Source organism: Streptomyces phaeofaciens (genome assembly GCF_014648915.1).
Taxonomy (GTDB): Bacteria; Actinomycetota; Actinomycetes; order Streptomycetales; family Streptomycetaceae; genus Streptomyces; species Streptomyces phaeofaciens.
On record NZ_BMSA01000001.1, the window covers coordinates 598863 to 624307 of the forward strand.

General features: G+C 70.8%; 22 protein-coding genes and 1 riboswitch. Of the genes, 14 read left to right on the forward strand and 8 right to left on the reverse strand.

Features of this window, described 5'->3' with window-relative positions; genetic code table 11:
* The first annotated feature begins 104 nt into the window (after positions 1-104).
* On the forward strand, positions 105-806 hold the full coding sequence (locus IE275_RS02450) for a bleomycin resistance protein (protein ID WP_189706923.1): 702 nt from the start codon (positions 105-107) through the stop codon (positions 804-806).
* 172 nt (positions 807-978) lie between these two features.
* Positions 979-1296, forward strand: a complete 318-nt coding sequence (locus tag IE275_RS02455) for a hypothetical protein (RefSeq protein ID WP_189706925.1) — start codon at positions 979-981, stop codon at positions 1294-1296.
* Between the two features lie 428 nt (positions 1297-1724).
* On the opposite strand, the gene IE275_RS02460 is transcribed toward IE275_RS02455, so the two are convergent.
* Complete coding sequence (locus IE275_RS02460; RefSeq protein ID WP_189706927.1) at positions 1725-2381, reverse strand: maleylpyruvate isomerase N-terminal domain-containing protein; 657 nt, start codon at positions 2379-2381, stop codon at positions 1725-1727.
* 90 nt (positions 2382-2471) lie between these two features.
* The gene (locus IE275_RS02465) at positions 2472-3047 is read right to left on the reverse strand and encodes a MarR family winged helix-turn-helix transcriptional regulator (RefSeq protein ID WP_189706929.1); all 576 of its coding nucleotides are present in this window, start codon (positions 3045-3047) and stop codon (positions 2472-2474) included.
* A gap of 130 nt (positions 3048-3177) precedes the next feature.
* On the opposite strand from IE275_RS02465, the gene IE275_RS02470 reads away from it, so the two are divergent.
* Together IE275_RS02470 and IE275_RS02475 are read left to right on the forward strand one after the other, a co-directional pair.
* Entirely contained in the window at positions 3178-4569 is a 1392-nt protein-coding gene (locus IE275_RS02470; protein ID WP_189706931.1) for a pyridoxal phosphate-dependent decarboxylase family protein, read from the forward strand.
* Positions 4570-4619: 50 nt separating this feature from the next.
* Positions 4620-5153, forward strand: coding sequence for a hypothetical protein (locus IE275_RS02475; RefSeq protein ID WP_229870054.1), 534 nt, complete (start codon positions 4620-4622; stop codon positions 5151-5153).
* A 47-nt stretch (positions 5154-5200) separates the two neighbouring features.
* Here the strand turns inward: IE275_RS02475 and IE275_RS02480 are convergent, their stop codons facing one another.
* The gene (locus IE275_RS02480; RefSeq protein WP_189706933.1) at positions 5201-5524 is read right to left on the reverse strand and encodes an antibiotic biosynthesis monooxygenase family protein; all 324 of its coding nucleotides are present in this window, start codon (positions 5522-5524) and stop codon (positions 5201-5203) included.
* Between the two features lie 213 nt (positions 5525-5737).
* Here IE275_RS02480 and IE275_RS02485 point away from each other — a divergent pair, with 213 nt between their 5' ends.
* Complete coding sequence (locus IE275_RS02485) at positions 5738-6430, forward strand: hypothetical protein (protein ID WP_189706935.1); 693 nt, start codon at positions 5738-5740, stop codon at positions 6428-6430.
* 63 nt (positions 6431-6493) lie between these two features.
* Here IE275_RS02485 and metE read toward each other — a convergent pair whose 3' ends face one another.
* Positions 6494-8812, reverse strand: coding sequence for a 5-methyltetrahydropteroyltriglutamate--homocysteine S-methyltransferase (gene metE, locus IE275_RS02490; protein WP_189706936.1), 2319 nt, complete (start codon positions 8810-8812; stop codon positions 6494-6496).
* A gap of 153 nt (positions 8813-8965) precedes the next feature.
* Positions 8966-9181: riboswitch (cobalamin riboswitch) on the reverse strand.
* 182 nt (positions 9182-9363) lie between these two features.
* On the opposite strand from metE, the gene bla reads away from it, so the two are divergent.
* Positions 9364-10311, forward strand: coding sequence for a class A beta-lactamase (gene bla / locus IE275_RS02495; protein WP_189706938.1), 948 nt, complete (start codon positions 9364-9366; stop codon positions 10309-10311).
* 80 nt (positions 10312-10391) lie between these two features.
* Here the strand turns inward: bla and lysA are convergent, their stop codons facing one another.
* Both lysA and IE275_RS02505 read right to left on the reverse strand, forming a co-directional pair.
* Positions 10392-11729, reverse strand: coding sequence for a diaminopimelate decarboxylase (gene lysA / locus IE275_RS02500; protein WP_189706940.1), 1338 nt, complete (start codon positions 11727-11729; stop codon positions 10392-10394).
* Positions 11730-11745: 16 nt separating this feature from the next.
* Positions 11746-12093 carry an SAV_915 family protein gene (locus IE275_RS02505; RefSeq protein ID WP_189706942.1) on the reverse strand — a complete coding sequence of 116 codons (348 nt, stop codon included), beginning with the start codon at positions 12091-12093 and terminating at the stop codon, positions 11746-11748.
* Between the two features lie 342 nt (positions 12094-12435).
* On the opposite strand from IE275_RS02505, the gene IE275_RS02510 reads away from it, so the two are divergent.
* The 4 genes from IE275_RS02510 to IE275_RS02525 are packed head-to-tail and all read left to right on the forward strand — an operon-like array spanning position 12436 to position 17178.
* Positions 12436-12852 (forward strand): hypothetical protein, encoded by a 417-nt coding sequence (locus IE275_RS02510; RefSeq protein WP_189706944.1) that lies wholly within the window; start codon positions 12436-12438, stop codon positions 12850-12852.
* Positions 12853-12897: 45 nt separating this feature from the next.
* The gene (locus tag IE275_RS02515) at positions 12898-15402 is read left to right on the forward strand and encodes an NACHT domain-containing protein (RefSeq protein WP_189706946.1); all 2505 of its coding nucleotides are present in this window, start codon (positions 12898-12900) and stop codon (positions 15400-15402) included.
* Between the two features lie 14 nt (positions 15403-15416).
* Positions 15417-16154, forward strand: coding sequence for a glycosyltransferase (locus IE275_RS02520; protein WP_189706948.1), 738 nt, complete (start codon positions 15417-15419; stop codon positions 16152-16154).
* Positions 16120-17178 (forward strand): glycosyltransferase family 4 protein, encoded by a 1059-nt coding sequence (locus IE275_RS02525; protein ID WP_189706950.1) that lies wholly within the window; start codon positions 16120-16122, stop codon positions 17176-17178. Before IE275_RS02520 ends, IE275_RS02525 begins: the two co-directional genes overlap by 35 nt.
* Before the next feature lie 27 nt (positions 17179-17205).
* On the opposite strand, the gene IE275_RS02530 is transcribed toward IE275_RS02525, so the two are convergent.
* A complete protein-coding gene (locus IE275_RS02530) occupies positions 17206-19521 on the reverse strand; it encodes an FdhF/YdeP family oxidoreductase (protein WP_373299152.1) in 2316 nt (771 codons plus the stop codon).
* A gap of 270 nt (positions 19522-19791) precedes the next feature.
* On the opposite strand from IE275_RS02530, the gene IE275_RS02535 reads away from it, so the two are divergent.
* Positions 19792-20355, forward strand: coding sequence for an MSMEG_1061 family FMN-dependent PPOX-type flavoprotein (locus IE275_RS02535; protein ID WP_373299153.1), 564 nt, complete (start codon positions 19792-19794; stop codon positions 20353-20355).
* 108 nt (positions 20356-20463) lie between these two features.
* Here IE275_RS02535 and IE275_RS02540 read toward each other — a convergent pair whose 3' ends face one another.
* The gene (locus tag IE275_RS02540; RefSeq protein ID WP_189706954.1) at positions 20464-21282 is read right to left on the reverse strand and encodes a siderophore-interacting protein; all 819 of its coding nucleotides are present in this window, start codon (positions 21280-21282) and stop codon (positions 20464-20466) included.
* 73 nt (positions 21283-21355) lie between these two features.
* Between IE275_RS02540 and IE275_RS02545 the strand changes: the two genes are divergently transcribed.
* Genes IE275_RS02545 through IE275_RS02555 form a run of 3 tightly spaced genes read left to right on the forward strand, consistent with a single transcriptional unit; the run spans position 21356 to position 25291 of the window.
* Positions 21356-22228, forward strand: coding sequence for an ABC transporter ATP-binding protein (locus IE275_RS02545; protein WP_189706956.1), 873 nt, complete (start codon positions 21356-21358; stop codon positions 22226-22228).
* A complete protein-coding gene (locus IE275_RS02550; protein ID WP_189706958.1) occupies positions 22225-23202 on the forward strand; it encodes an ABC transporter substrate-binding protein in 978 nt (325 codons plus the stop codon). The genes IE275_RS02545 and IE275_RS02550 overlap by 4 nt, the downstream gene beginning before the upstream one ends.
* A gap of 4 nt (positions 23203-23206) precedes the next feature.
* The gene (locus IE275_RS02555; protein ID WP_189706960.1) at positions 23207-25291 is read left to right on the forward strand and encodes an iron ABC transporter permease; all 2085 of its coding nucleotides are present in this window, start codon (positions 23207-23209) and stop codon (positions 25289-25291) included.
* Positions 25292-25445 lie beyond the last annotated feature (154 nt).

The following is a 25445-nucleotide window of genomic DNA, read 5'->3' on the forward strand; positions in this document are numbered from 1 at the left end:
GCGTCCCGGCCCCGCGTTCCGGGGCCGGAACCGTGTCCGGGGCCGAGCCGGAAGCCGAGTTTTTCACTGTCGCACTCTAGTCAACTTTGACTAGAGTGGGTCGCATGAGTGAGCAGACGATTCCGATCCTGCCGTGCGGCACCCTCCAGCCGGTGCTCGACTTCTACACCGCCCTCGGGTTCGAGGTGACGTTCCGGCAGCGGAGCCCCAACCCGTACGCGGTCGTCGAACTCGGCGGCATCCAGCTCCACTTCTTCGGCGTGAAGGCCTACGAACCGGCGGCGTCGATCAGCACGTGCTACGTCCGGACCGACGACGTGGACGGCCTGTACGAGGCCTTCCGGGCCGGGCTCAGGGCGGCGTACGGGCGGATCCCCACCAGGGGACTGCCACGCATCGGCCCGCTGAAGGACATGTCCTACGGCATGCGGCAGTTCCTCATGACCGACCCCGGCGGCAACTGCATCCGCGTGGGCCGGCCGACGAGCGAGAACCAGCACCACCGGGCCGCCCCCGAGGAGACCTTCGCGCGGGCACTGCACCACGCGTCCGTGCTCGCCGACTCGAAGGAGGACCCGGCCGCCGCCGCGAAAATCATCGATCGCGTGCTGGCCCTCGACGACGAGCGGCCCACGCGCGTGCAGCTGCTGCAACTCCTCGTCCTGCGCGCGGACATCGCCGGACGCCTCGCGGACGACGCGACGATGCGGTCCGCGCTCGACCGGGCCACGGCGATCCGGCTGGGCGCCGAGGAGAGCGAGTCGGCCCGGGACGCGGTCAGGCGCCTGGAGGATCTCCGGGCGTAGCCGAGCCGAAGACCGATCCGCTTCCTGCGTCGCCCGGTTCCGCTCTGCCGGTCCGACCGGACGATGAGCTGCCGATGACGCCGATGGCGTGACATCGCGCCGCATCCGCAACCGCGGACGGTGCTCCAGGGCTCCTGTCGGGCAGATCCCCAACACTGGTGAGGAGACATCCGTGACCCCGACCACCGTCGAGCACCACGCGCCCCACGCCTTCGTCGACCCCTACGCCGTCGACGACATCGGAATCGGCTGGCCGGCCCCGGCAGGACAGCCGCACGACGGGGACTACCTGCTGCCGCCGCCCAACCCCGCCGAGCGCCTGAGCCACCCCCTCGACCCGCGCGATCTCCGACGTCTCGACCTGTACGCCGTTCTGACCGCGGCCGGCATTCCGCCCCTCCCCGAGGACCGCGACGCCATCGACCAGCTCAGCGCCCTTCCTCGCAGCGTCAACGTCGCCTTGCAGCGGTGGCTCCACCACTTCGTATGAGACATGAGCGCCCTGACGCGGCGGGGCCGCCGGCTTTCCCGCCGCGGGTGCGGCGGGGGGAGTGGGCGGACGGTCCGGCCGGCGGTGCGGTTCAGCGGCTGTTCAGCGGCTGCGGATCGCGCTGGTGGCGAGGAACCCGGTCGCGGCGGCGGTGATGAGGGCGCAGATGGCGAGCATGGTCGTACGTCCCATGGAGGATCCATTCTGAGGAGGGTGGATGGATCCTGCACAACGTCCATGGGCCCCGCGCCGCTTCACCGACGGCTCGTTGCCACTCGAACGGATGCCACGGCCGGGCCGTCCGTCCGCCGACTGGCCTATCCCGGCCGCGCGGCGCACGCGACGGCGCCGGTGACGGCGTCGGAGATGGCGCCGGCGGACCGGAAAGAAGTCCCGGTGCCGCGCCCGCCTCGGCGCACACGGGCGGATCAGCCGATGACGAACGGCAACCGCGCGGCCAGCTCGCCGAGTTCGGTCCTCTCCGCGTCCGTCGCCGCCCGGCGGCCGGTGCCGACCAGCAGGGCGTCCCGGTCCGTGAACGACGCCGGGAACGCGCCGCCGGCGATCCCCTCCAGCATCGCGCGCGACCGGGCCAGCCCCTTCGCGGGAGGCTCCGCCGCGTCCGGGAGGTGCGCGATCAGGTCGAGGTGGTGCAGCGTCCACTCCAGGACGTAGGCGGCGAGGTAGTCGTCCACCGTGAGGACCATGTCCTGGGTGCTCACCCGGGTGCCGGGGTCGGCGAGTTCGGCGGCGCGTCCGGCGGCGGAGCCGATGTCGTCGAGGTGGAACGTGAGCAGGTGCGGTTCCCCGTACGCGGCGGCCAGCCGAACGGTCAGCGCGTCGAGCGGGTCCTCACCGGTCGGCGGCCGGTCCTGGACGTTCCAGTAGGTCACCGCGTCGGCGGTCGGTTCGGCGTCGGTGGGCGTCACGAGAGTGATCAGGACGTCCTGCGCGTCGATGACCAGGTGGCACACGAGGTCCCGTACCAGCCAGCCGGCACAGCCGGACGGCAGCTCGAAGTCCTTGTCCGAAAGGCCGGCGACGGCCGCGCGCAACGCCGCCCAGGAGTGTGAGAAGAGAAGCACATCGGCAAGGTAGTGCGGCGCGGGAGCCCCGGACAAACGGACGGGGTGACGCGGCTCCTCCGCGTCACCGCACACGACCGGGGGTCTTCTTCAGCTCGTGCCGGGACCGCCCGGACCGCCGGCCCGTCGCTCCGCCCTGCCGCCCACCGCCGTGTTGATCGCGGTGAGGGCGCGGACGAGGGCGGTGTAGTCGGCGTCGTCCACCGGGACCACGAAGCACTCCTCGACCACCTCCGCGTGCACGGCGGCCGCTTCGAGGAAGACGGCACGGCCCTGGCCGGTCGCCTCGACGACGGTGACGCGCCGGTCGGTCGGGGAGGGGCGGCGGCGGCGGACCAGGCCCGCCTCCTCCATACGGTCGATCAGCCGGGTGGTGCCGCTGCTGGTGAGAACGAGTTCGCCGGCGAGCATCGCCTGGGACACCTCCTCGCCCGGCTCCCGGCAGAGCCGGATCAGCAGCTCGAACATGGTGTGGTGGATGCCGCAGCGCGCCCGCAGGGCCGCGTCGATCCGCTGTTCGAGGCGTCCCGCGGCCTTGAACAGCAGGCCGAAGTCGTGCACCAGCTCACTGCCCGCCGCTTCCGCCGCTTGTTCCGCTCGTGCCGCTCGTTCCGCTCGTTCCGCGAGGCTCCTCGCGTCGCCGTTCCCGTCGTCCCCGTCGCCCACGGAAGAAAACCTTTCGAATCCAAACGAATATATTGACTGCTCACTCGCTGACTGCTCAACTAAATCTATCCGGCGGGGCACGCCCTGTCACGGGACGACCCGCCATGCGGCGAGCAGGAGGAGAGCAGGTATGGATCTCGATCGATGGCTGGGAGAGGCGACCCGGGCGGTCCAGGAGTGGTCCGCCGGCTTCGGCCCCTACCAGCCGCACGCCGCCCTCGACGTCAGCGACGAGACGTTCGCCCCCGTGTTCGCCGAGTTCACCGACCGGCTGCGGGACAACTACCCCTTCTTCCATCCCCGTTACGCGGGCCAGATGCTCAAGCCGCCGCACCCGGCCGCCGTCGTCGGCTACCTCACCGCCATGCTGATCAACCCGAACAACCACGCCCTGGACGGCGGCCCGGCCACCGCCCGCATGGAGCGCGAGGCCGTGGCGCGACTGGCGGAGATGTTCGGGTTCGACACCCACCTGGGCCACCTCACCACCAGTGGCACCATCGCCAACCTGGAAGCACTCTTCGTCGCCCGCGAGAGCCACCCCGGCCAGGGCGTCGCCTACAGCGCCGAGGCCCACTACACCCACGGGCGCATGTGCGGCGTGCTCGACATGGACGGCCACCCCGTCGCCACCGACGACACGGGCCGTATGGACCTCCTGGCGCTGGAGGAGGTGCTGCGCACCGGCCGGGTCGGAACGGTCGTCCTCACCACCGGGACCACCGGTCTGGGGGCGATCGACCCCGTGCACCAGGCCCTGCCGCTGTGCCGGCGTTACGGCGCCCGGGTCCATGTCGACGCCGCGTACGGCGGCTTCTTCACCCTGCTGGCCGGCGCCGACGGGCCGGAGGGCCTCGCGCCGGAGCCCTGGCGGGCCGTCGCGGAGTGCGACTCGGTGGTGATCGACCCGCACAAGCACGGCCTCCAGCCCTACGGCTGCGGCGCGGTCCTCTTCCGCGACCCCGAGGTGGGGCGCTTCTATCTGCACGACTCCCCGTACACGTACTTCACCTCCACCGAGCTGCACCTCGGCGAGATCAGCCTGGAATGCTCCCGGGCCGGTGCCTCGGCCGCCGCGCTCTGGCTCACCTTCCAGTTGCTGCCGCCCACCCCGCAGGGCCTCGGACGCGTCCTCGCCGCAGGCCGTCGCGCGGCCCTGCGCTGGTCCGAACTCATCGACTCCTGCGATCTTCTGACGCTGTATCAGCAGCCGGAACTCGACATCGTCAGCTACTTCCCGGCCGTCGAACCGGCCACCCTCTCCGCGATCGACCACGCCAGTGCCGGCATCCTCGACGACGGCATGACGGCCCGTGACCCCCTCTTCCTCAGCACCCTCCGCGCCTCCGCCGACGCCTTCGCCCGCCGCCATCCCAAGGTCGACGGCGACGCCGACGGCGCCCGCGTCCTGCGCAGCGTGCTGATGAAGCCCGAGAGCGAACACCACGTCGAGCGGGTGCACGACACCGTGGAGGCACTCGTCCGGCACCGGGCGGGCCGCGCCGGCCGGAACCGCGGCTGACACCCTCGCGGCACTCCCGCGGCCCGCACCCCGGGCGGGACACTGTCACGATGCGGGCGGAAGAACGTGCGAGCGGTACGGAGCGGCTGACCGCGATCGAGAAGCGCGTGGCCCGCGCCGACGCCGCCCTGCGGCCCCTGGCCGCGCGGCGCGTGGACATCGGCGATCCCGACCGGGTGGAGAAGGCGTCGCAGCGGCCGGATCCGCTGGACGAGGCCGAGATCCGGGCGGAGGCCGAGTCGGCGCTGTGGGCGCTGCTGGCCCTCTACGCCGACGGCGACGACCCGGTGCGCGCCTCCGTACGGGACCTGTTCGCCCGTCACACCGCGTTCCGCTGGGCCGCGCATCCGCCCCGCAACCGTACGGCCGACGGTTTCCGGTGGCGTCTGCTGCACCTGTCGGCAGTGGACCAGGGATCCGACCCGCGCGACGAACTGCTGACGCTGCGGGCCCTGTGCGAGGAGGCGCGCGACGCGGGCGTCGACATCCGGCCGGCCCTGCGGGAGGTGGCCGAACTGTCCGGCCGCGAGGACAGGTTCGGCATGGGCTCCCTGCGGGACATCCTGCTCGGCACGGCCGGCTGACGTCGCACGGCGGCGCCCGGTGCGCCGGGCGCCGCCGGCGGGACGGGCTACTCGCCCTTCGGCGCCGCCTGCTGGACGACCTCGAAGGACCACAGGGTGGAGGCCGAGGCCGCGGGCTGGGGCCGCTCGCCCTCCGTGCCGCCCCGGTGCGCCGCCTTCATCGGGCCTTCGAGCCAGGCCTGGAACGACGCCTCGTCACGCCAGCGCGTGTAGACGAGGTAGGTGTCGGTGCCCTCGACCGGGCGCAGGAGCTCGAACCACTCGAAGCCGTCCGAGTTCTCGACGGCGTGGGCTCGCGCGGCGAACCGCTTCTCGAGGGTCTCCCGCTGCTCCGTCGGGACGGTCAGTACGTTGATCTTGACTACGCTCATGCCCCCATCCTGCCCGCACCGAGGGCCGCGGCGGTGCACCACCCCCACCGAGCGCGCGAGGGAGGGGGCTGGGCGAAGGCGGGCGGTGGGGCGGGCGTCGGCCGTACACCACTCCGACCTCCCCAGTTCATGCGATCATCGCAACTTGCACAACACCCCCACATCTCGCCTACGCTCACCCCGCACACCACCGCACCACACAGGGGGGCAGGCATGGCCAACTGGAAGGTCATCGGCGGAATCGCCGCAGGCGTCTTCATTCTCGGCGGCATCGGTTCGGCCATGGAGGACAAGGACTCCACCACGAGCAACGACGCCGGTACGGCAGCCACGAGCGCCGCCACACCCACTGCCACGGTCGGCGCGACCGCGTCCGCGAGCCCCGACGACAAGGCCGCGGGCCCGAGCACCAAGGCCGACGTCGAGAAGAAGGCCGTCCCGGAGTTCGTCGGCATGGGCCTCCAGTCCGCTCAGGACGCCGCCCAGGAAGCCGGCTTCTACGGCCTTGCCTCCCACGACTCGCTCGGCCGCGGCCGTATGCAGGCCTTCGACCGTAACTGGAAGGTCTGCTCGCAGAGCGTCGCCGCCGGCAGGACCGTGTCGACGGACACCGAACTCGACTTCGGCGCGGTCAAGCTCGACGAGACGTGCCCCGCGAAGGACCGGACCGCCCCCACGGCCGCCGGCGGGAAGATGCCCGACTTCAAGGGCCAGTCCGTGAAGGCCGCCCGCGCGGCTCTCGACTCCGGCACCTCGATCACCGTGGCCGACGCCTCCGCCGACGACCGGTTCGTCCTCATCGAGTCGAACTGGAAGGTCTGCACCCAGACCCCGAAGGCCGGCACCGGGCTGAACGGGCAGCCGGTGGAGTTCGGTGCGGTGAAGTTCGGCGAGCCCTGCCCCTGACCGTGCGCGGGCCGGCGGCCACCGGGCCGGAGCGCGGGAACTCCCCGGCCCGGTGGCGTACCGTCAGGACCCGGTCAGCTCGGCGCGCACGGTGCGGGCCGCCGTGACCAGGTTCTCCAGGGCGGCGCGGGTCTCCGGCCAGCCGCGGGTCTTCAGACCGCAGTCGGGGTTGACCCACAGGCGTTCGGCGGGGATGGCCCGCAGACCGGTGCGCAGCAGCTCGGCCGCCTCCTCGGCGCTCGGTACCCGAGGGGAGTGGATGTCGTACACGCCGGGCCCCGCCTCGCGCGGATAGCCGTGGGCGGCGAGTTCACGGGCGACCTGCATATGGGAGCGGGCGGCCTCCAGACTGATGACGTCGGCGTCGAGGTCGTCGATGGCCCGGACGATGTCGCCGAACTCGGCGTAGCACATATGGGTGTGGATCTGGGTGTCGGGCCGCACGCCGCTGGTGGTGAGCCGGAACGCCTCCGTGGCCCACGCCAGGTACGCGGCGTGGTCGGCGGCCCGCAGGGGGAGCGTCTCGCGTAGCGCGGGTTCGTCCACCTGGATCACCGACGTCCCGGCCGCCTCCAGGTCGTCGACCTCGTCGCGCAGCGCCAGGGCGACCTGGCGGGCCGTGTCGCCGAGCGGCTGGTCGTCCCGGACGAACGACCAGGCGAGCATGGTGACCGGACCGGTGAGCATGCCCTTGACCGGGCGTGAGGTGAGCGACTGGGCGTACGTGGTCCAGCGCACGGTCATCGGCTCGGGGCGGGAGATGTCGCCGGCCAGGATCGGCGGACGGACGTACCGGGTGCCGTAGGACTGCACCCAGCCGTGCTGGGTGGCCAGAAAGCCGGTGAGCTGTTCGGCGAAGTACTGGACCATGTCGTTGCGCTCGGCCTCACCGTGCACCAGGACGTCCAGGCCGGCCTTCTCCTGGAAGGCGAGCACCTCCCGGATCTCCGCCCTGACACGCTCCTCGTAGCCCGCCGTGCCGATGCGGCCCGCCCGCAGGTCGGCCCGTACGGTGCGCAGTTCGGCGGTCTGCGGGAACGAGCCGATGGTCGTCGTGGGCAGCAGCGGCAGCCCGAGGTGGGCCCGCTGGGCCGTGGCCCGTTCGGCGTACGGCTGGGCGCGGCGCGCGTGGGCTCCGGTCACCGTGCCGGTGCGGGCGCGGACGGCCGGGTCGTGGGTGATCGGGGAGTTCGCGCGGGAGGCCAGGTCGGCCCGGTTCGCGGCCAGTTCCGCGGTGATGGCGCCGGTGCCACGGGTCAGGCCCTTGGCGAGGGTCACGATCTCGGCGGTCTTCTGCCGGGCGAACGCGAGCCAGCGCAGGATCTGCGGGTCGACGTCCCGCTCCGCGCCCGAGTCGAGCGGCACATGGAGCAGGGAGCAGGAGGCGGCCACGTCCACCCGGCCCGCCAGGCCCAGGAGCGTGCCGAGCGTGGTGAGCGACGCCGACAGGTCGTTGACCCAGATGTTGCGGCCGTCGACGACGCCGGCGACCAGGCGCCGGCCGGGCAGTCCGCCGACGGCGGCGAGCGCGTCCAGGTTCGCGGCGGCACGCCCGGTGAAGTCCAGCGCGAGGCCGTCGACCGGGGCCTTCGCCAGGACGGGCAGAGCGTCGCCCAGCCGGTCGAAGTAGGAGGCGACGAGCAGCTTCGGCCGGTCGGTGAGCGCGCCGAGGTCGCGGTAGGCGCGGGCGGCGGCGCCGAGTTCGGCCGGGGTGCGGTCCTGGACGAGGGCGGGCTCGTCGAGCTGCACCCACACGGCGCCGGCCGCGCGCAGGTCGGCGAGGACCTCGGCGTACACCGGCAGCAGCCGGTCGAGGAGGGTGAGCGGGTCGAAGTCGGCGGGCACGCCGGGCGCGGGCTTGGCCAGCAGCAGATAGGTGACGGGGCCGACCAGGACGGGACGGCCCGTCAGACCGAGGGCGAGCGTCTCCTCGAACTCGGCGATCTGCTTGGCGGAGTCGGCCGTGAACACCGTGTCCGGACCCAGCTCCGGCACCAGATAGTGGTAGTTGGTGTCGAACCACTTGGTCATCTCCAGCGGCGCGACGTCCCTTGTGCCGCGCGCCATGGCGAAGTAGCCGTCGAGCGCGTCGGCGGCCACCGCGTCCCGGTGACGGGCGGGGATCGCGCCCACCATGACGGTGGTGTCCAGGACGTGGTCGTAGTACGAGAAGTCGCCCGTCGGGACCTCGTCGACGCCGGCCCCGGCCAGCTGCCGCCAGTGGGTGCGGCGCAGTTCGGCGGCGGTGGTGTGCAGGGCGTCGGCGGTGACGCGGCCCGACCAGTAGCCCTCGATCGCCTTCTTCAGTTCCCGGTGCTGTCCCTGGCGGGGGTAGCCGTACACGGTGGCCCGTGCTGCCGCGGCTGCGGGCTTGGTGGTCACGGAGATCTCCTTCGCGAGATGAATCCCTGAGATCCCGGTGACGGGACGGGGGCGCGAAGGGGGGACGCACCGTACGGCAGCGGCCCGCGGCCGTCCGTTCGGTGTGTGCGCCGACCCGCCCTCGAGGTCACCGGAATGTCCGCGCGCGAGTGGTTCACGCACGGGCAGATGGCAGGTCTTCGGACTCGCGGGCACGTCCTCACCGAGGAGGACACCTACTGGCCGTCGCTTCCCGGACCTCGCGGTCCAGTGCGTATGACGGCGGTCGTTCCCGCTCACCGCTGCGGGGCAGTCCCGGATTCCCACCGGGTTCCCTCTTGCGACGCTCCCGCCTGGCGGACGGGGCGAACCAGCTGCACGGGCCAGCCTAAGGGGTGGTGTCGCACCGGTGGAACCCCGCCGGTCCGGTGCGGACCGATCACGCCACCCGGCCGGCGCCCGTGGCCGGAACCGTCGGGCACGTGACACGGAGGGGGGTGAAGGGAAACTGATCGTCTCCCGGTGACGTCTTGGCCCTCGTAAGAACGATCACGACCGTAGGGACGAATGGAATGGACCGGAACAACACGGCCCCGACGACCACGAGCCCGACGACCACGGCACCTCGCCCCGGCCGCCGCGCGGTACTGGCCCTCGGCGCCGGAGCGGCCCTCGCCGCCGCCGTGCCCACCTCTGCACACGCCTCGACCACCGGCGGAACGGGGCTCTCCCGGCAGCTCGGCGACCTGGAGCGGCAGTACGGCGCCCGACTGGGGGTCTTCGCCCACGACACGGCCACCGGACGGAGCGTGGCCCATCGCGCCGACGAGGTCTTCCCGATGTGCTCGGTGTTCAAGGCCCTGGCGGCGGCGGCCGTCTTAAGGGACCTCGACCGCGACGGCGAGTTCCTCGCCCGGCGGGTTTACTACACCAAGGAGTACGTCACGGCCGCCGGGTACGCGCCGGTCACCGGCACGGACGAGAACGTGGCGGGCGGCCTGACGGTCGAGGAACTGTGCGCCGCCGCCGTCTCCCAGAGCGACAACGGGGCGGGCAACCTCCTGCTGCGCGAGCTGGGCGGGCCGACCGCGATCACCCGCTTCTCCCGTTCGCTCGGGGACCGGACGACGCGGCTCGACCGCTGGGAACCCGAGCTGAACACGGCGGAACCGTGGCGGGAGACCGACATCACCAGCCCCCGCGCGATCGGGAAGACCTACGCGCGACTCGTCATCGGCGGGGCGCTGGCCCCCGAGGACCGCGCGCGGCTCACCGGCTGGCTGATCGCCAACACCACCAACACCGCCCGCTTCCGAGCCGGCCTGCCCGGCTGGACGCTCGCCGACAAGACCGGGGGAGGGGCGGCGTACGGGGTCGCCAACGACGTGGGCGTCGTCTGGCCTCCCGGGCGGCCGCCCGTCGTCCTGGCCGTCCTGTCCACCAAGTACGCGCCCGAAGGGCCCACGGACAACCCGCTGGTCGCCCGGGCCGCCGAGCTGGTGGCGGCCGAACTCACCTGACGGGATCCCGGTCGGGCCGGTCGGTGTGCGTGAGGGCGACCGGCCCGCCCGCAGGTCTGGCCGCCTGGGTCGGACACGGCCTAGAGGCCGACGTCCCGGCCGCGGATGTCCTCCAGGGACTCCCGGCGGACCAGGAGGCGGGCGAGGCCGTCGCGCACGGCGGCCACGGGCGGACGCCCGACGAGGTTGTACCCGGAGGCCATGGACAGGTGGTACGCGCCGGCCACGGGTACGGCGAGCAGGTCGCCGGGGCGTACGTCCTCGGGGAGTTCGACGTCCGCCGCCAGGATGTCGCCCGCCTCGCAGTGCCGGCCCACCACCGTCACCCGGGCCGGGGCCGCCGTGCTGTGGCGGCCGATCAGCCGAGGCGCGTACCGGACGCCGTACAGGGCCGGGCGCGGGTTGTCGCTCATGCCGCCGTCGACCGCCAGGAACACCCGGCCGCCCGTGCGTTTCACGGCCAGGACGCGGTACAGGACGACACCCGCCGGGCCCACGATCGCCCGCCCCGGCTCCAGGAGGAGACGGGGCACCGGGATGCCGGCCGCGGCGCACGCGTCGGAGAGTTCCGCACGGACCCTGCGGGCCAGCGCCGTCAGGTCGAGGGCCCGGTCGCCGGGCCGGTACGCGACGCCGTGGCCGCCGCCGAGATCCAGCTCGGGCAGGACCAGACCGTGCTGCTCGTACAGGCGCGCCATGAGGCCGACCATGCGGCGGACGGCGGCGAGATACGGCCTGACGCCGGTGATCTGCGAGCCCAGATGGCAGTGCAGTCCGGTGAGCTCGAGCTGTGGCTGGTCGAGAAGGCGGGCGATGGCGTGCTGGGCGTACCCGTCGGCGATGGAGAGGCCGAAGTGCTGGTCTTCCGTTCCGGTGCGGATCTTCTCGTGGCCGCCGGCGCTGATGCCGGGGACCACACGGACCATCACCCGCTGGTGGCCGTCCGGTCCGACGGCCGCGGCCAGGCGCGCGATCTCCGACGGGCTGTCGATGACGATCCGTCCGACGCCCAGCCGCAGCGCGGTGTCCAGATCGCGCGGCGACTTGGCGTTGCCGTGCAGGACGATCCGCTCGGGCGGGAAGCCGGTGGTGACGGCGAGTTCCAGTTCACCGGCCGAGCAGACATCGAGGCCGAGGCCCTCCTCGGCCGTCCAGCGGGCCATGGCACGGCACAGGAAGGCCTTGGCCGCGTACAGGACTTCCGCGTCGGGGAAGGCGTCGCGGTAGGTACGGCAGCGGTCGCGGACCTCGGACTCGTCGAGGACGTACACGGGCGTGCCGAAGCGTCCGGCCAGCTCGGCGAGCGGGACACCGCCCACGGAGAGGTCTCCCGCGCGGGGCTCGGCCGCCGAGGCGGGCCACACCGAGAGGTCGGCGGACGCGGGGCGGGCGGTGGGCTGTTCGTGAACCGCGGTCATCGTGTGTCCACCCCTCTCAGACGGTCCGCAGCGCGGGGACGGGTGCCGGCGCGGGGACCGCGGACCCGACCGGCGCGGGAGCCGGCGCGGTGAGCTGCGGGTCCACCGTGACGGTGGTGACGCCCAGCGGAGCGGCCAGCGCCCGCAGGGCGGGTTCGGCGAGCCGGATCCACGCCTGGCCGGGGCCGAGCGTGGCCGCCAGCCGCCGCGCGGACGTGAAGCCGACGGCCGTACGGCCGCCGAGCGGTGTGCGGAAGAGCCGGGCCGTGCACCCGGAAGGACCCGGCCGGACCGGGACGTACAGGGGTCCGGCCGGGAACCGATCGGCGGGTTCGGGATCGTCGTCGTGGCGGAGTTCTGCCATGGGGTACCTCCCTGGAGGAACCGTGGTGGTGCGGTGGATCGAGCCGAAGGCGCCCCGGACGCGGGGAGGCGCACCGGGGCTCGTCCCCGACGGTATGCCCGCCGTCCGCGGGCCGTGAATCGGTCCTGACGGGAACCTGACGACAAGTCGGGGGACTTTGACGGGATGCTGACACCGTCGGCGGGATGTTCGGAGAGGGCCGCCGGGAGGTCGTCGCACGGCCTGGTCGGTGTTGAGGTCCTCGCTCGGTGGGAAGGACTTGAACGCCGGGCATGCTTGGCTCACACGAACGACGTGTGTCGGCCGAGTCGATTCCACAACGTGTTCTCACCGGGGGTGGCCATGTTGGATCAGTTGGTCGCGGCAGCAGGCGCCGCTCTGGTGGCGGCAATGGCCACGGATACGTGGGAGCGGTCGCGAGGCGCAGTGGTCTCACTGTGGCAGCGCGCGCATCCCGAGCGGGCCGAGACGATCGAGGCCGAGTTGGCGGAGGTCCGTGACGAGGTGCTGTCCGCCCGCGGCACGGCCGACGAGGAGACGGAACAGGCACTCGTGGCGGACTGGCAGCGCCGGCTGCGACGGCTGGTGCGTGACGATCCGCGCCTGGCGGACGAACTGCGTCGCGTACTGGATGAAGCCCTGATCCCCGCACTGCCCCCGGCAGCCCAGGACCGTGTCGCGCAGATCTCCATCAAGGCCACGACGTCGGGGCATGGCCGAACCACCATCCTCGGGCAGGGTACGCAGCACAACCACTGATCGTGCAGACGCGCTCATCCTGACAAAGGAATCGACGACCTCGTCATGACGCATGAGGAAGAAGAGCCGGCTGATCCACCGATCAATATCGCATCACACGCCCACGATCACGCGACGGCCAATATTCTCGGACGTGGTGTGCAGATCAATGTCGAGCGTTTTGATGTCCGCTGGGATTCTCGCGTCGAACCGGCCACCGAACAGCATGTCACTGCTTTCTTCCAAGGCGTCCTGAGGAATTCCAAAATATCGAAATGGCGGGGTGACCGGACCGCGGATCACCATGATTTCATCATTCCCATCCTGGCTCAAGGCGTCAACCTGGTGTCGCGGAGCGCTCTTCGTGACCGAGTCTATTCCCTCTCTGAAATCATGGACCGGCAGATCGCCACCGGAACCCGCGATCCTCTTCTCGTCACAGGTGACTCGGGTTCGGGCAAGACGACTGCACTGCAGCATCAGTGTTTGAGGCAGGCGCTGAGATTCACTCAGGAAAAATCATGTGTGCCGGTGGTCCTGGTTCCTCTCAATCACTACTCGGGCAACCTGTCTGAGACCATCCAAGCTTCCGTCAACGCCACCGGCGGCCTCGACCTCACTGTCGGCGAGGCTGACGCATTCGTTCGCAACACCGGTGCCGTACTGTGCTTCGACGGATTGAACGAACTCGGCCGGTTCCGCGATCAGGGTGTCCGGCAGATCTCAGAATTCATCAGCGCCGTGCCTCAGGTGCTCTGTGTCGTCACCTGTAGGTGGAACGAATACAGTGACGACTTCGAGTGGGACGTGGGATGGCGGATCCTGCCCCTGCGCAGGGCGAACATCGAAGAGTACTTGACGTGGCACTTCGGAGCCCAAGGTGCGCGAGAATTCCAAGAAATAGCGCATGATGGATTGCTCGACATGGCCTCGAATCCACTGCTTCTTCGCATGCTGCGCGACATGAAGCCGAACATCCCGCCGAAAAAGCGCGGGCTTTTGTACTCGATGTTCACCGAAAAAATGATCCGGATGCAAGGGGTGAAGGGTGCGAGAGGGGCACAGATTCCCTACGAGGTACGCCGGCAGGTGTTTGACTTCCTGGCTCTCGACGTGCAACGGGCGAACAGAATCCGCTATTCCGCGCGTGAAATGGCCGAGGTTCTCGGCGAATATCTGACGTCATCGCACGAAGAATATCCCTGGCGAATGCTGTTGGACTCCTGTACCGCGAGCGGACTTCTTGTGGGTGAGGGTGGGTCCTATGCGTTCCTTCATCAATCCATTCAGGAGTATTTTGCCGCCAGTGCACTTGAAGAGCGCGGTCTGGACGACATCGACGGCGAATACCTGCTTGGCCGAAGCCAGTGGAACGAGGTGCTCCTCCTGCTCGCGGGAATCACCGCGAGCCCTTCGCTGCTCATAGCGAAACTGACCGCGACGGACCCCATCATGGCAGTCAAGTGCATCTCCCACGGAGCCGTACCCGACAGGGAGACGATGGACGGGCTGGTGCACGAGTTGCGGCGGATGGCGGAATCATCCAGTTGGGTCACGCGACGCACCGCGGCCGATCTCATGGGAGAGCTGGGGTCGCCCTCCGCGCATCCCGTGCTCCTGCCCCTGCTCCGGGACGAGAACGACGAAGTCCGCTGGGGGGCGGTGTACGCGCTGAAGAACATCGGGGTCCGCGGGGTGGCCGCCCCGGCACTCATCGAACGTCTCGACGATGAATTTTGGGTGACGCAGGGGGAGGCGGCGGAAACCGTTGCAGCGCTGAATATTCTGGACGCGATACCGGCGGTGGTGGAGAGGCTTGCCTCGGAAAATTCCTATGTACGCAGCTGCGCCACTCATGCCATGACGGTCTACTGTCGCACGTCACCGGAGGGCAGGGAGGTTGTCTCGGCACTTTTAGAGACCGCCGACAGTGATCAGCGAGAACTGATCAGATTTGCGATGTCCATTGCCGAGGCGGGATCCGAAGTACTTCTCCGGCTTGAATGCGCACTGGATTCGAAGGCGACCCAGGTCGTGGAGGCGGCGATCAGGATGCTCATCCTCCACCCCGGAGCGGACTCGGCGGCCAAAATAGCCGACCTGGTGTCGAGTCCCCATCCGTCGGTTCGCGAGACGGCGATCTCCGCCATCGGGAAACTGCAGGCAGTCGCGTTTACCGAAACTGTCGGGCAAGCGCTCCTCACCGATGAGAACGCACAGGTGAGAGGCACCGCGGCCACGGCCTTGGCGAGCATGTACGCGGATGAATCCCCCGATTTCCTGGTGCGTGCCGTAGAGGACAGCAGTCCCGAGGTGCGTTTCGCGATTGCTCGTGGCATGGCTCGGCTGCGTATGCGTACAGCGCGACCTCAACTCCGAGCCTGGGCGGCCGGCGATCCGAACGCAAGAGTGAGAGTGCACGCCATTCGGGCGCTGGGTTTCCTGGGCACGGGCGACGACCTTGAATTCCTTGCCGAACTCGGCAGCCGGGAACAGGACCAGGAAATCCATGACAGCGTACTGGAAGCAATGGAGAACATCAGTCGTGGCCAGCGGAGGATTGATTTTTGACCCTGGAACCAGGAGTGTCCGTCGTGCTGCCGTGCTACAACGAGATGGCGGTGATCGAGGAATCCCTTTCCCGCTTGTCCGTGTACCTCGAAGGAGTGGCACCTCACTATGAGATCGTGGTGGTCGACGATGGCAGCGATGACGGGACGCCTGATCTCCCTTGGCTCGACTTCATGGAGAACTATCGGGCTGTCTACCTGAGATCGGCACGGAACGAGGGGAAAGGGGGAGCGGTGCGGCGAGGACTTCGCGCCGCGGCCGGTCCGCTCGTCTTCTTCACGGACATCGATCTTCCCGTCGAACTGGAGTCGCTCGGCAGGTGCCTCGACCGACTTGCGCAAGGAGACGTCAGCATTGTCCTGGGCAACCGACGTCTGAAGGATTCACGCAAAGTCGGTGCATCATTTCGCTGCCGGAGGATCGTCAGCAGGTTGTTCAACTGGGGAGTGCGGGTGCTCGCCGTACGCGGTTGTGCCGACACGCAGTGCTGCCTGAAGGGATTCACCTCCGACGCGTTGGCGCAGATACTTCCGCTGACCGAACTGAATTCATTCGCCTTCGACGTGGAACTCATCTACGTCGCGCGCCGGATCGGACTGGCGGAGGTTCAGTGCCCCGTGCAGTGGCGAGATGCACGAGGGCACCCGCCCCACCTCACCCTGATCAAGATCCTCGTGACCAATCTGCTGGACGTGGCAAGACTCCGGAAGAGGTCCTATGCGTATCGCTCTCATCTCGAACAAGACTCCTGACTATCAGTCCGGAGGAATCGAGCGGTTCCTGCACGAAATGATCGAGGCTCTGACGGAATCGGAGATCGAGGTGGAGAGTCATCTCTGCGCGCCCGGGTCCCACGGCACAGCTCCGTACCCGCTTCAGGGGTACGACGGAGCGATTTTTGCGGGAAGCGCGCCCATGTACCTCTCGTGCGGGGACACCCTCCATGACCTTGCTCGATCCCTGTCGTGTCCAAAAATTCTCGCCATGGTCTTCCCGTTCGGCGAAGTCGAGTTCTATCTCGGCCGAAGGACCGCCGCCCGATGCGCTCGCGAGGTGGCCAGGCTGGGTTCTCTGGTGCAGTCCGTCGTGGTGCCCAGCGGATATGCCCGGGGAGATTTTGCGTCTTGGTGTCCGAACCTGGTTCCGCCGGTCGTGATTCCGCACGGCGGCGGACGTTCCGGTCGGCAGGACGCCCGGAGCGCAAGACATGCGTTCCGACTGGTCTCGGTGGCTCGGGCAGGCCCGCTCGCAGTTCACAAGAACATGGACGCGGTGGCGGGCGCCATGGCTGCGGTGCGAAGAATCAGGCCACGCGCAGAACTGTTGCTGATGGGGCGCGGAACGCATGGAGCGGAGTTTTCCAGCGCTGGTGTGCGACATCTCGGTGCCGTGTCGGAGGAATCGCGCATCGACCTGGTGCGCAGCGCGCGTGCCATGGTTCTCCCCTCCGCCATCGAGTCGTTCGGACTGAGTGTCGTCGAATCGCTGGGACTGGGCACGCCGGTGGTCGCTCTGAACGCGACAGCCGTACCTGAACTCGTCCGGCACGAGCGGAACGGTCTGTTGATCGACCCTGTGCGACATGCGCGTTTCGTCGACGGCGAGAGGATTCCCTGGCTGAGACCGGACGAGGCGTCACTGGTGGACTCTCTCCTGCGGGTCCTGTCCCCGGACCTGCCTTGGGAAGACATGTCCGGAGCGGCGGTTCTCACCGCGCGGGAATTCTCCTGGAACAGGACCGCCGAGAGATATCTGCGCCTCCTGCGCGGCGCCTGACGACCACGGTCGTCCGTGTACCGCTCCTCAGGCGGCCCGGGTGATCGTGACCTTGACGTGTTTCATCAGGGGCTGGTCGCTCTGGGTGCTGTAGTCGCCGATGGCGCAGAGCACGTTCATCTCCGGCATGTATCCGGCCGCGCAGCCGCGGGGGATGTCGTAGGGGATGGCCAGGAAGCCGTGCAGGTGGCGTTGGCTGCCGTCCTTGGCGGTGCTGGTGATGTCGACGGGGTCGAACTCGGTGAGGGAGCGGTCCCGCATGTCGTCCTCGTTCATGAAGACGAGGGTGCGCAGGTTCTTGACGCCCCGGTAGCGGTCGTTGTCGGAGTAGATGGTGGTGTTCCACTGGTCGTGGGAGCGCATGGTCCCCAGGGCCAGGGTGCCCGGGGCCGGGACGACGTCGGGGAGCGGGGCGGAGGAGAACTCCGCGCGGCCCGACGGGGTGAGGAAGACCAGTTCGCGGGCCGGCTGCTTGATACGGAAGCCGAGCGGCAGGCGTACGCGGCGGTTGCAGTCCTCGAAGCCGTCGAGGACCTGGGACATGGTGTCGCGGACGCGGTCGTAGTCCTCGACGTACCACTCCCAGGGGGTGTCGCTGTCCGGGAGGGCGGCGCGGGCCAGGCCGGCGATGACGGCCGGCTCGGAGAGCAGGTGCTTCGAGGCGGGGCGCTTCATCCCGACCGAGAGGTGGACCATGCTCATGGAGTCCTCGACCGACGTGGCCTGGACACCGCCCCGCTGCTGGTCCTTCTCGGTCCGGCCCAGGCAGGGCAGGATGAGGGCCTGCCGGCCGTGGACGAGATGGCTGCGGTTCAGCTTGGTGCTCACCTGGACCGTCAGTTCGCAGGAGCGCAACGCCTCGTGGGTGTAGGGGGTGTCCGGTGCCGCGAGCGCGAAGTTGCCGCCCATGCCGATGAACACCCGTACGTCCCCGCGGTGCATCGCGTGGATGGTGCCGACCGTGTCGAGGCCGTGTTCGCGGGGCGGGTCGATCCCGCAGACCTCGGCCAGGCGGTCCAGGAACTCCTCGGTGGGCCGGTGGTCGATCCCGCAGGTGCGGTTGCCCTGGACGTTGCTGTGCCCGCGCACCGGTGACGGTCCGGCGCCCTCGCGTCCCAGATTGCCGCGCAGCAGAAGGAGGTTGACGATCTCCCGGACCGTGTCGACGCCGTGTTCGTGCTGGCTGACGCCCAGACACCAGCTGATGATGCTGCGGTCGGCGTCCTGGTACACGCGCGCGGCCTGAAGGATGTCCGCCCGGCCGATCCCGGACTGCCGCTCGATCTCGTCCCAGGAGGTGGCCCAGCACACGTCCCGGTAGTCGTCGAAGTAGGCGGTGTGGCGTTCGATGAACTCCTGGTCCAGGGCCTTCGGATCGGTCTGCGCCTGTTCCAGGACCGCCTTGGCCATGCCCCGCAGCAGCGCCATGTCCCCGCCGACCCGCGGCTGGAGGTTGAGGGTGCTGGTCCGGGTCGTCCTGAGCCGGGCCATGTCCAGGAAGTCGTGCGGCACGATGGTGCGGGTGGCGGCCGCCTCGACCAGCGGATTGATGTGCACGATCTGGGCGCCGCGGTGGTAGGCCTCGGCGAGGGCGGTGAGCATCCTGGGCGCGTTCGAGGCCGCGTTGACGCCCATGATGAACAGGGCGTCGGTGGTCTCCCAGTCCTTGAGGTCGACGGTGCCCTTCCCGGTGCCCAGGGATGCCTGGAGGCCCCGGCCGCTGGCCTCGTGGCACATGTTGGAGCAGTCCGGCAGGTTGTTCGTGCCGAGTTCGCGGGCCATCAACTGGTAGAGGAAGGTGGCCTCGTTGCCGAGCCGGCCGGAGGTGTAGAAGGATGCCTGGTTCGGGTCGTCCAGGGCGCGCAGGGCGCGGCCGGCCAGCGTGAAGGCGTCGTGCCAGCCGATCGGGACGTAGTGGTCCGACTCCGGGTCGTAGACCATCGGTTCGGTCAGTCTGCCCTGGTCCTCCAGGTCGAAGTCGCTCCAGCCGGACAGCTCCGTGACCGAGTGCGCCGCGAAGAACGCCCGGTCGACCCGCTTGCCGGTCATCTCCCAGGTGACGTGCTTGATGCCGTTCTCGCAGATGTCCAGGTGCAGCCCTTTGGTGTCGTCCGGCCACGCGCATCCGGGGCAGTCGAAGCCGTCGCCCTCGTGGTTCATCCGCATGATCGCCCGTGGCCCGTCCAGCAGGGCGTGCTCGCGCACCAGGACCTGGGTCACGCTCTTCGCGGCACCCCAGCCCGCGGCCGGGTGATGGTACGGATGGAAGGCCGGCTCGTCGGCGGGGGCCGGACCCACCCGGGCTGCTGCCGACCGCGGCCGGCCGTCGTCGGAGGCGTTCACCGCACTCACCCCTTCGCGGCCCGGGCCTGGGCGGGGGCCGATGGTCGTCGCCGTCTTTCAGGCTATGCCGGTCGATCAGGCGTCGCCATGCGGCGGGCGGGCAGGGCCGGAACGGGGCGGCGGGCACGCCGAGTCGGCGGCGGGAGGGGGAGGGGACGCCACAGAGACCCCCCAGGTAACTTAGGTGAGGCAAACCTAAGATCAGATCGTGTACGGGGTGCCTCGTGCGGCGTCCCTGGTGCACCTTCCCTCGCCTTCAGGGAGTCGGCCTTGTCCCAGACGATCGATGCGGCGGCGCACCACCCCGCCGGCCCGGCCACGGACGGTTGTGTCCCCCTGGGTTCGCCGGCGGAACTCCGCGCCCTCCTGGGGGAGCCGCAGCCCCTCGTGATCGACAAGGTGCACCGTCGACTCACCGACGGCGACCGGGACATCCTCGCCCGCTCACCCTTCTGCCTCCTCGCGACCTCCGACAGCCGCGGCAACTGCGACGTCTCGCCCCGCGGCGACGGGCCGGGCTTCACCCATGTCGTCGGTCCCTCGGCCCTCGCACTGCCGGACCGGCCGGGCAACCGCCGGGCCGACAGCCTGCACAACATCCTCGACAACCCGCATGCCGGACTGCTCTATCTGATCCCCGGCGGTCAGGAGGTGCTCCGCGTCAACGGGCGGGCCCGGGTCCTCACCGACGCGCCGTTCTTCGACGCCATGGCCGACCGCGGCCGACGGCCCCGGCTGGCGGTGCTGTTGGAGATCGACGAGATCTTCCTGCACTGCCCGCAGTCGCTGCGCCGCTCCGGGCTGTGGGACCCCGGGTCCTGGCCCGAGGGGTGACGCGGGCGCATCCGCCGATGTGCCCGCCCCTGCACCGTGCGGGGCCCGGCCCGGTTCCGCCCCGGCGGGCACGATGCCCTCGGTGCCGAGCCGGTCCACCACGGCGGATCACGCCGCTTCGCGCGCCTCGTGCCGCCAGAAGCCGGAGAACGTGATGCGGTCCTTCGGCAGTCCCGCGCGGTGCAGATGTCTGCGCCCCTCGGTCGCCAGCGCCGACTCGCCGATGACGAAGGCGTATCCGGCCGGGTCGGCGTGGGTGAGGCGCCGCAGTTCGTCCAGGGCCGCGCTGCCGGGTACGGACGCGCTGTCCTCGCGGACGACCCAGGTGACGGTCATTCCGGCCGGTGCGTGGAGGACGCGCCGGTCCTGCGAGGTGGGTACCTCCTGGATGAGCCGGCCCACCGTCCCCGCCGGCAGGGAGCGCAGGATGCCGGTGGTGGCGGGCAGGCCCGTCTCGTCGGCCGCGATGACGACCTCGGAGACGTCCGGCGGGCAGTCGAACAGCAGGCCCTGGTCGAGGACGGCGAGCGCGTCGCCGGGGTGGGCCCGGCAGGCCCAGATCGCGGCACGGCCCTCCAGTTCGCCGCTCGGGCCGCGGTGCACGACGAAGTCGATGTCCATCTCCGCCGCCTCGGGGCGGAAGTCGGCCACGGTGTAGTTCGCGCAGTGCGGCCGTTCGTCCTCGGGGATGGCGAGATAGGGCTGCCACCACCGGGATCCGGTGAACTCGGGCAGGCGCAGCCGCTGTTGGTGGGGGAGTCGGAGGAACAGGCGGAACCAGTGGTCGTAGCCCTGCCACGGGAACGTCGCGAGGTCCGTGCCCGCGACGGTCACACGGTGGATGGAGGGGGAGAGGCGTTCGGTGCGGACGACCTCGGCACGGAACATCCTGGGGTGCTGCGGCATGAGCCGGTGGATCTTCGCCATAAAGGAAGGTTAGCCTAAGCTAAGTTCCACCCCGAGTGACCTTGATCAACTTAGGTTAGGCTAACCTTCGCTCGTGAGTTCTGGTGAAGAGACAACCGAGGCATCCCGCGGACGCGGGCACGAGCTGACCGCCCGGGACGTGACCGTGTCGTACGACGGGACGGACGTCGTCCACGGCGCCGCGCTCACCCTGCGGCCCGGCGAGGTGACGGCCCTGGTCGGGCCCAACGGAAGCGGCAAGTCCACGCTGCTGCGGACCCTGGCCCGGCTCCAGCGCGCCCGCACCGCCACGCTCACGCTCGGCGGCGAGGACGGCGCCACCGCCGACGGTCTGGCGCTGACCTCCCGTGAGTTCGCACGCCACGTGGCCCTGCTGACCCAGGGCCGGCCCACACCGAGCGGCCTGACCGTCCGGGACGTCGTCGAGTTCGGCCGCTACCCGTACCGGGGGCGCTGGGGCAGGGACGATCCGGACGCCCCGGCCGCCGTCGCCCGCGCGCTGGCCATGACCGACCTGGAGACCCTCGCCGAACGGGGCGCCGAACACCTCTCCGGCGGCCAGCTCCAGCGCGTCTGGCTCGCCGGCTGCCTCGCCCAGGAGACCGGAGTGCTCCTCCTCGACGAACCCACCACCTACCTCGACCTCCGCTACCAGGTCGAACTGCTCGACCTGATCCGCGACCTGGCCGACGGCCACGGCATCGCCGTCGGCGTCGTCCTGCACGACCTGGACCAGGCCGCCGCCGTCGCCGACCGGATCGCCCTGCTGCACGCGGGACGGATCGTCGCCGACGGCCCGCCCGAGGACGTCCTCACCGCGGACCGCCTGACGACGACGTACGGCATCCGCATCGACGTCGACACCGACCCCTCCACCGGCCGGCTGCGCACCCGCGCCATCGGCCGCCACCACGCACGCACCGAAAGGCTCAGCAGCACGCCATGAGAAGCCCCCTCGTCACCCTCGCCGCCGCCTTTGCCGCGGCCGTCGTCCTGGCCGGCTGCGGCACCACCGAGCCCGCCGCCTCCAGCTCCGCCTCCGCCGGCGCGCAGCGCATCACCCTGACCGACGCGACCGGCGCGAAGGTCGAACTCGACGCGCCGGCCAAGAAGGTCGTCGGCACCGAGTGGGACGTCGTGGAGCACCTCGTCTCGCTCGGCGTCGAGCCCGTCGGCGTCGCCGACGTCAAGGGCTACACGGCCTGGGACGCCTCCGCCCCGCTGAAGAACGCGCCCAAGGACATCGGCACCCGCGGCGAGCCCAGCATGGACACCGTCGCCGCGCTCGCCCCGGACCTGATCGTCGCCAACACCGACCTGCCGGCGGCCGCCGTCGAGCAGCTGCGCGAGATCGCCCCCGTCCTCGCGGTCGACTCCGCCGACTCCGCCGACCAGATCGGCCGGATGCAGGAGAACCTGGACCTCATCGCCGAGGCCACCGGCACCACGGCCGAGGCCGGCCGGCTGAAGAAGGCCTTCGACGCCAAGGTCGCCGAGGGCAAGAAGACCCTCGCCGACGCCGGCCTGGCCGGCCGGGAGATCGCGTTCGCCGACGGCTACGTCGTCTCCCACCAGGTCTCGGTCCGCCCGTACACCAGCGGCTCGCTGCTCGGGAACGTCAACACGGCGATAGGCCTGAAGAACGCCTGGAGCATCAAGGGCGACAAGGACTACGGCCTCGGCACCACCGACGTCGAGGGCCTCAGCGACCTGGGCGACGTCGAGTTCGCCTACATCGGCAACGACGGCGAGACCAGCGACCCCTTCGCCGACGACCTCGCCGAGAACTCCGTCTGGAAGGGCCTGCCGTTCGTCGAGAAGGGCAACGTCCACCACCTGCCCGACGGCATCTGGATGTTCGGCGGCACACGGTCGATGGAGGCGTACATCGACGCCGTCGTCGGCGCCCTGACGAAGTAGCGGCATGACCGTCACCGCCACGGCTCCCGTCACCGGCCCCGCGGCGACGACCTCCCGGACGGGCGCGGCCGCGGCGTCGGCCGCGCTCGTCCTCCTGGTCGCCGCCCTCGCCGTCGTCGACATCACCCAGGGCACGGCCTCCGTCGGACCGGCCGAGGTCGCCAAGGCCCTCACCGGCCGCGCCGACCCCGCCGACGCCTCCGTCGTGATCGCCTCGCGCCTGCCCCGGGCGGCCGCGGGACTGCTGGTCGGCGCCGCGCTGGGCATCGCCGGCGCGGCCCTCCAGGCCGTCAGCCGCAACGTCCTCGCCGCACCCGACACCCTGGCCGTCAACGCCGGTTCCTACCTGGCCCTGGGCGTGCTGACCGTCACCGGCGCCTCCCTGCCGCTCCTGGCCTCCTCCGGCGTGGCCTTCGTCGGCGCGCTCGCCGCGGCGGCCGTCGTCCTGGCCCTGTCCGGACTCGGCGCGGGCACCGTCCGTCTCGTCCTGGCCGGCAGCGCCCTCACCCTCGGGCTGTCCTCGCTCACCGAGGGACTGCTCCTGCTGTTTCCCGAGCGGACCAACGGCCTCTACCAGTGGAGCCAGGGCAGCATCAGCCAGAACGGCTTCGACGGGATCGCGCAGATGGCGCCCGTGGCCCTGGTCGGGCTGGCCGGGCTGTTGCTGGTCGCCCGCCGGGTGGACGCCCTCGCCCTCGGCGACGAGGCCGCCCGCGGGCTCGGCGTCCCCGTCCGCGGCACGCGGATCACCGTCGTCGTGCTCGCCGCGCTGCTCTCGGCGGCGGCCGTCACCCTCGCGGGACCCATCGGCTTCGTCGGTCTGTGCGCGCCTGCCCTGGTGCGTCCGCTCGCCCGCCGCGTACGCCCCTTCGTCCGCGTCCGGGCCTTCCTGCCCCTGGCCGGACTGACCGGCGCGGGCCTGGTCCTCGGCTCGGACGTCCTGCTGCGCGCCCTGGTGCCGGCCGGCACCGCCGTCGCCGTGCCCACCGGTGTCGTCACCGGCATCCTCGGCGCGGTGTTCCTCGTCGGCATGGCGCTGCGGGTGCGGGACACCGCCGCCGCGAGCCCGCCGGAGCGGCTGCGCATCCCGAGCCGTACCGGATTCCTCGTGACGGTGGCGGTGCTCGTCGCCGCCCTCGTCGGGGTGACCCTCGCCGGTGTGCTGCTCGGCGACACCACACTGCTGCTGGGCGACGTGGCGAACTGGGCGCAGGGCAGGGCCGCCCGGCCCCTCTCCTTCGTCCTCGACACCCGCGTGCCCCGGGTGCTCGCGGCGCTGCTCGCCGGCGCGGCCCTCGCCCTGTCCGGAACCCTGGTGCAGGCCGTCACCCGCAACCCGCTCGCGGAGCCCGGGATCCTCGGCGTCTCCGGCGGGGCGGCGCTCGGCGCGGTCCTGCTCGTCACGACCGTTTCGGGCGCCGGCTCCTGGGGCGTCGCGGGCGCCGCGTTCGCGGGCGCGGCGGTCACCGCCGTCCTCGTCTTCGGGCTCGCGGCGCGCGGCGGCTTCGGCCACCACCGGCTGGTGCTGGTCGGCGTCGGCGTGTCCGCCGCCACGACCGCGCTCATCAGCCTGCTCATCGTCCTCACGGACCCGTTCAACGCGACGAAGGCGCTCACCTGGCTGTCCGGCTCCACCTACGGACGGACCTTGCCCGACGCGCTGCCCGTCGCCGGCGCCCTGCTGCTGGGTGTCGCGGTGTCCGTGCTGCGGCGCACCGAACTCGACCTCGTGTCCCTCGACGACGACACCCCCGGGCTGCTCGGTCTGCGGCTGCCGCCCGCACGGCTGGGCTTCCTGGCCGTGAGCGTGCTGTTGAGCGCGACCGCGGTCGCCGCGGCGGGCACGATCGGCTTCGTGGGCCTCGTCGCCCCGCACGCGGCCCGCGCCCTCGTCGGCCGGCGGCATGTGCGGGTCGTGCCGGTCGCGGTGCTGCTGGGCGCCGTCCTCGTCTGTACGGCGGACATCGTCGGCCGGACCGTGATCGCACCGGCACAGCTGGGTGCCGGACTGATGACGGCCGTCATCGGGACGCCCTACTTCCTGTATCTGCTCGTGCGGACCCGACGGTTGCGGGGCGTGGCGGGCTGACGGGGGAAGGGAACGCGCGGGCTTACGGGGCGGGGGACCGTGCGGGCCGACGGGGAGAGGGGAACGTGCGGGCCGACGAGGGGAGGGGAACGTACGGGCCGACGAGGAGAGGGCGCCTCGCGTCGGCAGGGCGGCGCCCGTCGCGTCGACGGGG

What these genes read in the sequence shown, in the direction of transcription:
- bla (WP_189706938.1), top strand. Translation starts at nt 9,364, where the DNA reads ATGGACCGGAACAACACGGCCCCGACGACCACGAGCCCGACGACCACG.
- IE275_RS02450 (WP_189706923.1), top strand. Translation starts at nt 105, where the DNA reads ATGAGTGAGCAGACGATTCCGATCCTGCCGTGCGGCACCCTCCAGCCG.
- IE275_RS02525 (WP_189706950.1), top strand. Translation starts at nt 16,120, where the DNA reads ATGCGTATCGCTCTCATCTCGAACAAGACTCCTGACTATCAGTCCGGA.
- IE275_RS02515 (WP_189706946.1), top strand. Translation starts at nt 12,898, where the DNA reads ATGACGCATGAGGAAGAAGAGCCGGCTGATCCACCGATCAATATCGCA.
- IE275_RS02510 (WP_189706944.1), top strand. Translation starts at nt 12,436, where the DNA reads ATGTTGGATCAGTTGGTCGCGGCAGCAGGCGCCGCTCTGGTGGCGGCA.
- IE275_RS02475 (WP_229870054.1), top strand. Translation starts at nt 4,620, where the DNA reads ATGCGGGCGGAAGAACGTGCGAGCGGTACGGAGCGGCTGACCGCGATC.
- IE275_RS02555 (WP_189706960.1), top strand. Translation starts at nt 23,207, where the DNA reads ATGACCGTCACCGCCACGGCTCCCGTCACCGGCCCCGCGGCGACGACC.
- IE275_RS02470 (WP_189706931.1), top strand. Translation starts at nt 3,178, where the DNA reads ATGGATCTCGATCGATGGCTGGGAGAGGCGACCCGGGCGGTCCAGGAG.
- IE275_RS02480 (WP_189706933.1), bottom strand. Translation starts at nt 5,524, where the DNA reads ATGAGCGTAGTCAAGATCAACGTACTGACCGTCCCGACGGAGCAGCGG.
- IE275_RS02485 (WP_189706935.1), top strand. Translation starts at nt 5,738, where the DNA reads ATGGCCAACTGGAAGGTCATCGGCGGAATCGCCGCAGGCGTCTTCATT.
- IE275_RS02540 (WP_189706954.1), bottom strand. Translation starts at nt 21,282, where the DNA reads ATGGCGAAGATCCACCGGCTCATGCCGCAGCACCCCAGGATGTTCCGT.
- lysA (WP_189706940.1), bottom strand. Translation starts at nt 11,729, where the DNA reads ATGACCGCGGTTCACGAACAGCCCACCGCCCGCCCCGCGTCCGCCGAC.
- IE275_RS02550 (WP_189706958.1), top strand. Translation starts at nt 22,225, where the DNA reads ATGAGAAGCCCCCTCGTCACCCTCGCCGCCGCCTTTGCCGCGGCCGTC.
- IE275_RS02505 (WP_189706942.1), bottom strand. Translation starts at nt 12,093, where the DNA reads ATGGCAGAACTCCGCCACGACGACGATCCCGAACCCGCCGATCGGTTC.